Annotated in this window: 7 protein-coding genes and 1 pseudogene; 7 read left to right on the top strand and 1 reads right to left on the bottom strand. The window is 66.3% G+C overall.

What is annotated here, in order from left to right:
• Positions 1 to 99 precede the first annotated feature (99 nt).
• The 6 genes and pseudogenes from EA796_RS22680 (at position 100) to EA796_RS23770 (ending at position 6444) form a co-directional block, all read left to right on the top strand.
• A complete protein-coding gene (locus EA796_RS22680; protein WP_122110261.1) occupies positions 100 to 1089 on the top strand; it encodes a GlxA family transcriptional regulator in 990 nt (329 codons plus the stop codon).
• Between the two features lie 236 nt (positions 1090 to 1325).
• Positions 1326 to 2537 carry a M24 family metallopeptidase gene (locus EA796_RS22675; protein ID WP_122110260.1) on the top strand — a complete coding sequence of 404 codons (1212 nt, stop codon included), beginning with the start codon at positions 1326 to 1328 and terminating at the stop codon, positions 2535 to 2537.
• Positions 2538 to 2612: 75 nt separating this feature from the next.
• Positions 2613 to 2759 carry a hypothetical protein gene (locus tag EA796_RS23240; protein ID WP_158603111.1) on the top strand — a complete coding sequence of 49 codons (147 nt, stop codon included), beginning with the start codon at positions 2613 to 2615 and terminating at the stop codon, positions 2757 to 2759.
• Between the two features lie 237 nt (positions 2760 to 2996).
• A complete protein-coding gene (locus tag EA796_RS22670; RefSeq protein ID WP_122110259.1) occupies positions 2997 to 4454 on the top strand; it encodes a sodium:solute symporter in 1458 nt (485 codons plus the stop codon).
• A 58-nt stretch (positions 4455 to 4512) separates the two neighbouring features.
• Positions 4513 to 5586, top strand: a pseudogene (locus EA796_RS23775) (cache domain-containing protein); the annotation flags it as partial.
• A gap of 27 nt (positions 5587 to 5613) precedes the next feature.
• Entirely contained in the window at positions 5614 to 6444 is an 831-nt protein-coding gene (locus tag EA796_RS23770) for a methyl-accepting chemotaxis protein (RefSeq protein WP_371921483.1), read from the top strand.
• A 97-nt stretch (positions 6445 to 6541) separates the two neighbouring features.
• Here the strand turns inward: EA796_RS23770 and EA796_RS22660 are convergent, their stop codons facing one another.
• The gene (locus EA796_RS22660; protein ID WP_122110257.1) at positions 6542 to 7540 is read right to left on the bottom strand and encodes a GlxA family transcriptional regulator; all 999 of its coding nucleotides are present in this window, start codon (positions 7538 to 7540) and stop codon (positions 6542 to 6544) included.
• Positions 7541 to 7897: 357 nt separating this feature from the next.
• On the opposite strand from EA796_RS22660, the gene EA796_RS23515 reads away from it, so the two are divergent.
• On the top strand, positions 7898 to 8010 hold a 113-nt coding region (locus tag EA796_RS23515; RefSeq protein WP_256679246.1), incomplete at its 3' end, for a hypothetical protein.

Genomic DNA, 8010 nt, shown 5'->3' with positions numbered 1-8010 from the left:
ATGCACGACAAGTACAAGGAAACCTCGCGCGGCGGCCTGGCGGTGAGCCAGGTCGAGTGCTGATTCTCCTGCCCGCTGGTTTTGTCGAGGACTGCCGCAATGACCCGTTTCGAGAAACTGCCGACCCTTGCCGCCGTGGAGTCCATCGGCTTTCTGCTGGATGACCAGTTCAGCCTGGTAGCCCTGGCCGCCGCGCTGGAGCCGCTGCGCCTGGCCAACCAGCTGGCCGGGCGCAGCCTGTACCGCTGGCAGACGCTCAGCCTGCAGGGCCGGCCGCTGCGCGCCAGCAACGGCATGTGGATCACCCCGGATGGCGCCGCCGACGCGGCGGGCGAGCTGCACGGGCTGATCCTCTGTGGCAGCGATGCCGCGCAGGCGCGCGAGCGGCCCGAACTGGAGCGCTACCTGCGGCAGCAGGCGCAGCCCGGGCGGTTTCTCGGCGCGCTCGGCAGCGGCAGCTGGACGCTGGCGCGCGCCGGTCTGCTGGAGGGCCACCAGTGCAGCACCAGCTGGCGCTGCCGGGTCGATCTGCAGCGCGCGTTTCCCGGCGTGGCGCTGAGCGCCCAGCCCTTCGTCGTCGACCGCGACCGCGGTACCGCCGCCGGCGGCGCGGCGGGGCTGGAATTGATGCTGCAGCTGATCGCCGGTCGGCATGGCCAGCCGCTGGTCAGGGCGATCGCCGAGACCCTGGCGTTCGAGCTGGTCCGCTGCGAGCCGCTGCCGGCGCAGATGCCCTTGCACCTGTGCGGCGACGAGCCCAGCCCCAAGCTGCGCGAGGTGATCAGCCTGATGGAGAGCAACCTCGAGGAGCCGCTCGAACTCGGCCAGCTGGCGGGGTTCGTCGCGCTGTCGCGGCGCCAGTTGGAGCGCCTGTTCGAGCGCCATCTGCAGTGCTCGCCGGCGCGCTACTACCTGCGCCTGCGCCTGGTGCGCGCGCGCCAGTTGCTGCGCCGTACCCGCCTCAGCGTGGTCGAGGTGGCAGCCGCTTGCGGCTTCCTCTCAGCGCAGACCTTCTCGCGCTGCTACCGCGAGCACTTCGCCCTCTGCCCCAGCGACGAGCGGCGTACGCCGCAGGTGGCGCTGCACTGACCGCCGTCCCTCCGGCTGTCACCCTTTCGAGGCCCGTCCGTGCTGGCAGCGCGGTACGGGCCTCTTTTTTTTTGCGCGCGGAAATTGCCCGCGCGGCAGGGCATAGGCCGCAGCGGATCTGACCAACTTCGGGTCGGAACCGTACAAAAATCCGCGCCGGGCATCTGTTGCAATCCTCTCAACGACCCGCCAATCCGGCCGGTCGCCTTACCCCAGACAGCAGAGGGATTCACGCCATGCAGATGCCCCAAACGCTCCGAATCCGGAACGGCGAAAAGGTCAAATCGACGTTCACCGCCCAGGAATACGCCAACCGTCATGCCAAGCTGCGCGCCCACCTGGCGGCCGAGAACATCGACGCGGCGGTCTTCACCTCGTACCACAACATCAACTACTACTCGGACTTCCTCTACTGCTCCTTCGGTCGCCCCTACGCCCTGGTGGTGACCCAGGACGACGTGGTCAGCATCAGCGCCAATATCGACGGCGGCCAGCCCTGGCGCCGCACCGTCGGCACCGACAACATCGTCTACACCGACTGGCAGCGCGACAACTACTTCGTCGCCATCCAGCAGGCGCTGCCGCGCGCGCGCCGCATCGGCATCGAGTTCGACCACCTGAACCTGCAGAACCGCGACAAGCTGGCCGCCCGCTATCCGGACGCCGAGCTGGTCGACGTCGCCGCGCCCTGCATGCGCATGCGCATGATCAAGTCCGCCGAGGAGCACGTGATGATCCGCCACGGCGCACGCATCGCCGACATCGGCGGCGCGGCGGTGGTCGAGGCCCTGCGCGACCAGGTGCCGGAGTACGAGGTGGCCCTGCACGCCACCCAGGCCATGGTCCGCGCCATCGCCGAGACCTTCGACGAGGTCGAGCTGATGGACACCTGGACCTGGTTCCAGTCCGGCATCAACACCGACGGCGCGCACAACCCGGTGACCACCCGCAAGGTGAACAAGGGCGACATCCTCAGCCTCAACTGCTTCCCGATGATCGCCGGCTACTACACCGCGCTGGAGCGCACCCTGTTCCTCGACCACTGCTCCGACGACCACCTGCGCCTGTGGCTGGCCAACGTCGAGGTGCACGAGGCCGGTCTCAAGCTGATCAAGCCCGGCGCACGCTGCAGCGACATCGCCAAGGAACTCAACGAGATCTTCCTCAGCCACGACCTGCTGCAGTACCGCACCTTCGGCTACGGCCACTCCTTCGGCACCCTCAGCCACTACTACGGTCGCGAGGCCGGCCTGGAGCTGCGCGAGGACATCGACACCGTGCTGGAGCCGGGCATGGTGGTGTCGATGGAGCCGATGATCATGCTGCCCGAAGGCCTGCCTGGCGCCGGCGGCTATCGCGAGCACGACATCCTGATCGTCAACGAGCAGGGCGCGGAGAACATCACCAAGTTCCCCTACGGCCCGGAGCGCAACATCGTTCGCAAGTAGTCCCCGTGCCGTGCTCGCCAGAGCATGGCCCAAGCAGCGTCGCCCACCTCGGGTGGGCGACCGGGAGGCCAGCAGATGAATGATTTCGAGTCGAGCGGCAAAGCCGGCGGGCTGCTGTCCGCGGTTCGCGAGTGGATGCCGTCGGCGCGGGCGCTCAGCCTGCGCGCCGTTGCCCATGGCGATGGATTGGCGTCGCCGGCATCCGACGATTCACCTCCCTGACGAGCGGTGGCGCAACCCTCGCGCCGCCGAACGCCTGAGCTATCGCCGAACGCCTTGCGCGCTCGGCCCTTTGACCCGCCCTGCGGGGCGCCCATAACGACAACAAGAGGCCACACCAATGAGCTCCTGGGTACTCACGCTCTTCGTAGCGCTCAACATCCTCATGTTCCTGATCGCGGCCGCCACCTATGTGTGCCGTGCCGCCCACGAAACCTCCCGACCGGCGGAGTAAGCGCAATGGACTTCTATGAACTGTTCAACTGGGCTCTGCTGATCGTCACCTTCGCGGTAATGATCGGAATAGGTTTTCTCTCCTCGCGCAAAGTCAGGGACAGCGACGAAGGCGGCTTTCTGCTCGCCGGCCGAAGCCTGGGCGCCTTCGTCGGCGCCAGCACCATAGTCGCCACCGGCTTCAGCGGCTGGGGCTTCATGGGCTCGCCGGCGGTGGCCTACGAGTTCGGCGCCATCGAGTTGCTGGGCAACTTCTTCTTCGCCCCGGCGATGATGATCGCCGTGCTGTTCTTCGCCAATCACATGCAGAAGCGCGCCCTGTGCATGGGCAGCAACACCATCCCCGAGTACATCGGCCAGATCCATGGCGGCGGCGCCGGCGGGCGCCTGCTGCAGGGGGTGGCGGCGGTCATGACCATCGTCCTGCTGATGGTCTTTCTGGTCAGCCAGATCAAGGCGGTGGGCATGCTCGGCGCGTCCTGGCTGAACATCGATATGACCAGCAGCGCCTGGCTGATGATCTCGGTGATCATCCTCTACACCATGCTCGGCGGCCTGGCCGCGGTGGCCTGGACCGACACCGTGATGGTCTGCGGCATGGCCCTGGCCGCGGTGGTGATCATGGTGCAGATGTTCACCAGCGTCGACCTGGGGCTGTGGGAGGCCAACCTCAACAGCATCGACCCGAAGCTGCTCAACCCGGTCACCGCGGCGCCCTACGGCGAAAGCAAGGCTTCGGTGTTCCTGGTGCTGCCCTACGCCTTCCTGTTCGCCGCGGTGTTGCCCTATATGGCCATCCGCTTTCTGGCCTTCAGGCCCAAGGTGAAGATGCACAAGGTCGGGATCTACGTGGCCATTCTCGGCGGCCTGCTCAGCCTGATCCCCATCGTCGGCCTGTACATGCGCGCCTTCGGCCCGCAACTGGCCGATCCTGACAACGCCATGCCGATGTACCTGCAGACCTTCATGCACCCGGCGCTGCAGGGCTTGATCACCCTGTTCATCATCTTCGCCATGAAGTCCACCGCCAACTCCATGCTGCATACCGTGGCCTCGGCGACCTCGCACGACCTGCGCCTGGCACTGAACAAGCATGCCGAGACGGATTCGCCGCGTGCGCTGATCGTCAACCGTGTCGCGGTGGTGGCGCTGGGGCTGCTCGGCTTGCTGATGATGATGTACGCGCCGCCGTTCATGCTGTCCTGGCTCGGCATCCTCGGCTCCGGCACCCTGCTGGCGGCGATGATCGGCCCGGTGTTCATCTCCACATTCTGGCGTGGCAACGTCGCCGGCGCGCTGACGGCCATGCTGGTCGGCTTCTTCACCAGCGGCGGTCTGTTGCTGAGCACCGATATCGGCTGGGTGGAAGGGCCGTTGCTCGGTTGCCTGGCCTCATCCCTCTGCTACGTGGCGGTATCCGTCCTGACCCGCAGCCGACTGCCGGTGTTGCAGCGCGGGCTCTGAGTCCTGCTCTGTTGAGCAAGGCCACGGTCTTTCCGGAGTCCGTGGCCTTTTGCTATCCATGGCCCGCCGGTGGCGGGCGCAAGGTTTCTACAGGAGTTCGAACACGATGAGGATCAGCACCAAGGTGGCGTTAGCCGCAGCATTGGTTCTGCTGTTGACCACCAGCCTGTTGTCGCTGACTCTGATCAGCCAGGTGCGCGGCACCTTGCGCCAGCAGGTCGAAACCAGCATCAACGAATCGAGCACGGCGCTGGCGCGGCGGATCGAGGCCTGGCTGAACGCCAAGTTGCAACTGATCGACATGGCTGCGCAGCAGATAGATCTCAATTTCAGCGAGTCGCAGATAGAACAGGTTTTCGCATCAGCCGTGCTCAAGGAGCAGTTTCTCTCCATGTTCGGCGGGCTGGAGGCGACCGGAGGGCAAGCTCTCAGCAACGATCCGGGCTGGCATCCTCCCGCCGATTGGGATGCCCGCCAGCGGCCCTGGTATGCGCAGGCCCGGGACGCCGCGCGAGCCGTGCTAACCGAACCCTACGCGGTAGCCGGGACCGGTGAGGTCCTGATATCCGCAGTGGCTCGGGTCAGCGACGCCGGGGCGTTCAAGGGAGCATTCGGTGGCGACATCCGCTTGCAGACGGTGGCCGACGCGATCAACACCCTGGATTTCAACGGGGCTGGTTATGCCTTCCTGTTGAGCCGCAGTGGCACCATCATTTCCCACCCCGATACCCGCATGAACGGCAAGGCCTACAGCGACCTGTTCGACGGCCAGACGCCTGCGCTGGACAAGGGGCTGCAGGAGGCCGGTGACGATGGGCGTCTGCTGCTTTCCTTCACGCCCCTGAGCGATCTTGCGGATATGGATTGGTACATCGGTGTGGTGTTGGACAAGCGCTTGGTCATGGCCGAGGTCGATGCCCTCAGTCAACGTGCCGTGCTCGGCACCCTGCTCGGGGTGGTCGTCAGCCTGGTGCTGCTGGGGTTGTTGATGAGGCGGCTGCTCGAGCCCCTCGATCGGCTCAGGGCTTCTTTGCGCGAGGTCAACAGCGGTCAGGGCGATCTCACGCGTCGTCTGCCGGCCAGCGGTAGCGATGAGATCGCCCTGGTCTCGCGCGAGTTCAACGGCTTTCTGCAGTACCTGCAGGGTTTGATCGGCGAGATGGTCGGTGGCTCGCAGCGGGTGCGTGCCAGTACTGCCCTGACCTGCAACGAAGCCGAGGTGTCCGCCGAGCGTTTGCAGGCGCAATTGCAGGAACTCGACCAACTGGCCACGGCGACGCAGGAAATGTCGTCCACTGCCGAGGAGGTCGCGCGCAACGCCCAGGCCGCCGCCCAGACGGCGACCGGCGCCAACCTGGAAACTGCAAGCGGCCTCGTCGTGGTTGCGCGCACCAGCCGGGCGATCAAGCAGTTGGCCGCCGATATGGATGACACCGGCCAGGCAATCAATCGGCTGGTCGGGCTCAGCCATGACATCGAGTCGATTCTTGCGGTGATCGTCAGTATTGCCGAGCAGACCAACCTGCTGGCCCTCAACGCGGCCATCGAGGCGGCCCGTGCCGGGGAGTCTGGGCGAGGTTTCGCCGTGGTGGCTGACGAGGTTCGCTCGCTGGCCTCGCGTACCCAGCAATCGACCGAGGAGATCCGCCAGATGATCGACCATCTCCAGAGCGGGGTGAAGGAGGTGGAGGCGCGCATGCGGCAGAGTCGCGACAGTGCCAGCTGGACCGCCGAAGATGCCGGCGACGCCAATCGGCTGCTCGAGAGTGTTGGTGAGGCGATCGCCCGGATCAGCGACATGAACCTGCAGATCGCCGCCGCGGCCGAGCAGCAGAGCGCCACTACCGAGGAGATCAACCGCAATACCTGCAACATCCGCGACATCAGCCAGCTGGTCGCCGCCGGCGCTCAACAGCAGGTCCGGCAATGTGGGCTGATGGTCGAGCAGGTGGTCCAACAGGATCAGTTGCTGGGTCGTTTCAACGTGTGAGCCTGCCGCGCGGAGGAGGGCGCTCAGCTGTGGTGAAGACGGCAAGCGCCCTGGCGAGACGGTCTCCGGGGGCTCGCGAGCGTTCGTGCAGCAGCGCTCAGCCCAAGGGGCTCTGCTTGCGCTCGCCGCGCGGCGACAGGCCGAACTGGCGGCTGTAGCACTTGGAAAAGTGCGCCGGCGAGGCGAAGCCGCAGGCCAGGGCGACGTCGCGCACCTGGGCATCGCTGCGCAGCAGCAGCTCGCGCGCCCGATTCAGGCGCAGCTCCAGGTAGTACTGGCTGGGCTTGCGCCCCAGGTATTTGTGGAACAACCGCTCCAGCTGGCGCACCGACACCTCGTTGAGCTGCGCCAGCTCCTCCAGCTCCAGCGGTTCCTCCAGATTCGACTCCATGATCGCCACGATCTGGCTCAGCTTGGGCTGGGCGTTGCCGATCTTCTGCCGCAACGGGATGCGCTGCTGGTCGCGGGCGCTGCGCACCCGGTCGCACAGCAGCAGCTCGGCGGCGCGGCTGGCGATCTCGGCGCCGCCGGGCTCGCGGCTGACCAGCTGCAGGGTCATGTCCATCGCGGCGGTGCCGCCCGAGCAGGTGTAGCGATCGCGATCCAGCTCATACAGCTGGTTGGAGATGATGATTCCCGGGAACTTCTCCTTGACCTGCTCGATGTCTTCCCAGTGCAGGGTGCAGCGATAGCCCTTGAGCAGGCCGGCGCAGGCCAGCAGGTGGCTGCCGGTGCAGATGCCGCCCAGCGGCACGCCCTGTTCGGCCAGCCGGCGTAGCCAGGCGAGCAGCGTCCGGTCGTACTTCTGCGGGATCGGGTTGGCGCCGACGACGAACAGGGCGTCCAGCGGCGGCGCCTGCTCGAAGCTGGTGTCCGCCAGCACGCGCATGCCGTTGCTGGCCGGCACCGGCTCGTTGCCGGCGGCGATCAGCAGGGTACGGTACAGCGGCCGTCTGGCGGCCAGACCGGCCATGCGCAGGGTCTCGATGGCCGAGGCGAAGCCGATGGCGGTGAAGTTGGGGATCAGCAGGAAGCCGAAGGTCTTCAGCGTGCCGCAGGCAGGCGCTTGCGGTTGCAGATATTCGGCGTAGTTCATCTGGTGCTCCTGTCCGGTCGTTGCCTGCGCGACCGCGGAGACCGCCCCGGTCGGCACCCAGGCGGGCCTGTGCCGATCTTACACCCATTTCCCCGCTGCCCGGCGCCGTGGCCCGGGCCGCCACCTGTCTCTGCGCGACATTCCCGGCATTGGGCCGCCAGGCGCCGTGGTCACCGCCCGTCGCGCCGTTCGGGGTAGGTCAGTTTGAGCATTTTGACGTCGTAATTAGGCAAATGACCCCCCAGGCTATTTCGCACAATCGATCCCAACAGACGCCCTGCCGATGGCTCCGTGGGCCACCGCGGTGGGCGCTTCGCCAACACAGATGCGGCCCTGACGGGTTGCCGGGAGATCGAGATGTTCAGCAAGCAGGATCAGATCCAGGGTTACGACGATGAATTGCTCGCCGCCATCGACCAGGAAGAGCGTCGTCAGGAAGACCATATCGAGCTGATCGCCTCGGAAAACTA

Origin of the sequence: Pseudomonas sp. AOB-7, from assembly GCF_003696305.1 — a bacterium.
GTDB lineage: Bacteria > Pseudomonadota > Gammaproteobacteria > Pseudomonadales > Pseudomonadaceae > Aquipseudomonas.
The sequence above is the reverse complement of the archived record's forward strand: the minus strand, read 5'-3'. Positions and strand labels throughout refer to the sequence as shown.

Bases quoted from the DNA above. Each gene is read 5' to 3' on its own strand.
- EA796_RS22680 (WP_122110261.1), top strand. From the start codon at position 100: ATGACCCGTTTCGAGAAACTGCCGACCCTTGCCGCCGTGGAGTCCATC.
- EA796_RS22675 (WP_122110260.1), top strand. From the start codon at position 1,326: ATGCAGATGCCCCAAACGCTCCGAATCCGGAACGGCGAAAAGGTCAAA.
- EA796_RS23240 (WP_158603111.1), top strand. From the start codon at position 2,613: ATGAATGATTTCGAGTCGAGCGGCAAAGCCGGCGGGCTGCTGTCCGCG.
- EA796_RS22670 (WP_122110259.1), top strand. From the start codon at position 2,997: ATGGACTTCTATGAACTGTTCAACTGGGCTCTGCTGATCGTCACCTTC.
- EA796_RS23770 (WP_371921483.1), top strand. From the start codon at position 5,614: ATGGTCGGTGGCTCGCAGCGGGTGCGTGCCAGTACTGCCCTGACCTGC.
- EA796_RS22660 (WP_122110257.1), bottom strand. From the start codon at position 7,540: ATGAACTACGCCGAATATCTGCAACCGCAAGCGCCTGCCTGCGGCACG.